We start from the raw sequence: 1180 nt of genomic DNA, 5'->3' as shown, positions 1-1180 counted from the left end.
AACAAGAACCTAAAGTATCCGTTTTGATCAAGGGGTTTTAGGGGCCCATTTTCGCTGCGCCTTTAGGAGAGCGTTTGCGAGAATGATGAGCTTACGCATCAACGCGGTGATGGCGACCTTTGGAGGTTTGCCTGCCGCCTTTAGCGCCTGGTATTTTGCCTTGAGATCCGGGTTGAAGCGCATGGCGACGAGGGCCGGCATGTAGAGAGCTTGGCGAACATTGGCCCTGCCGCCGCGAATGAAGGCGCGGCCGGTCCATGTGCCAGATTGACGAGCGACCGGAGCGAGGCCGGCGAGGCTTGCGGCCTCTGGCGGCTCGAGGGTTCCGAGTTCGGGCATATCGATGATGAGCGCGATGGTGGTGGTGTGCGAGACGCCGGGTATGCTGGTCAGGATGTCGAGGCGCTGGACAAGGTCGGGATCGGTTTTGATGAAAGCAAGGATCGTCTGATCGAGATCGCCGAGGTGACGTTGGATCTGCTTCAGCCGCTCGCCGTTCTGGCGCCTGAGCAAGGCAAGGGTCAGGGTCTTGGCTCTGTTCCTGGCTGCGGTGCGATCCTTGATCAGAGCCGCACGGGCCATGTGCAGATCCTTGAGTTCATTGAGGCGTGCGCTGCGAAGCGGTCGCGATGTCAAAGCGAGCGCTGCCCCCATGCGCGCCAGCATGGCGGCGTCGCACCGGTCGGTCTTGGCCAGCTTGCCGGTCGCCTCCGCGAAGCGGCGCGCCTGGCGCGGATTGACCTTGACCAGTGGCAGTCCGGCCTCGGAGAGCCGGCACTCAAACCCGCGATGATAGGGACCTGTCGGCTCGTAGACCACCCGGGTGGCTTCGGAGCCGATCCAGCGCATCAGCGCCTTGTGACCCTTGGCGTTGTTGTCGAAGTGGCGGCTCTCACCGTCAGGGAAGCGACAGGCGTCAAGCGCCTCTTTCGAGATGTCGACGCCAATGGTAACCTCAGTCATCTTTTGCCGTGCCTCTGCTTGTCATGCGCAGCTCAAACTGCGCGTATCCGTTCAGGCCTTCGGGAAAAGACGAGGGTGATCAAACTTTAGCTCGGCCCTCAAATGGCCAGCGCGTCGACGATCCATCCCTCGCCGCTGACGAGAGAGCTGCTACTCTCTCCCAGCGGTTCATTCTCGCCTCTCCGGCGAACAATGTCATAAGACAAGCGCGTCGCAT

1 protein-coding gene is annotated in these 1180 nt (G+C 61.2%); it reads right to left on the bottom strand.

Going from position 1 to position 1180, the window contains the following annotated elements; translation table 11 throughout:
• Nucleotides 1-27: 27 nt before the first annotated feature.
• On the bottom strand, nt 28-963 hold the full coding sequence (locus tag AC0L2H_RS32430) for an IS110 family RNA-guided transposase (protein ID WP_473593670.1): 936 nt from the start codon (nt 961-963) through the stop codon (nt 28-30).
• Between the last annotated feature and the right edge of the window lie 217 nt (nt 964-1180).

This window comes from Mesorhizobium sp. WSM4871, assembly GCF_055811295.1.
Note: the sequence above shows the minus strand (reverse complement) of the source record. Positions and strands in the feature narration are given on the sequence as shown.

Bases quoted from the DNA above. Each gene is read 5' to 3' on its own strand.
- AC0L2H_RS32430 (WP_473593670.1), bottom strand. From the start codon at position 963: ATGACTGAGGTTACCATTGGCGTCGACATCTCGAAAGAGGCGCTTGAC.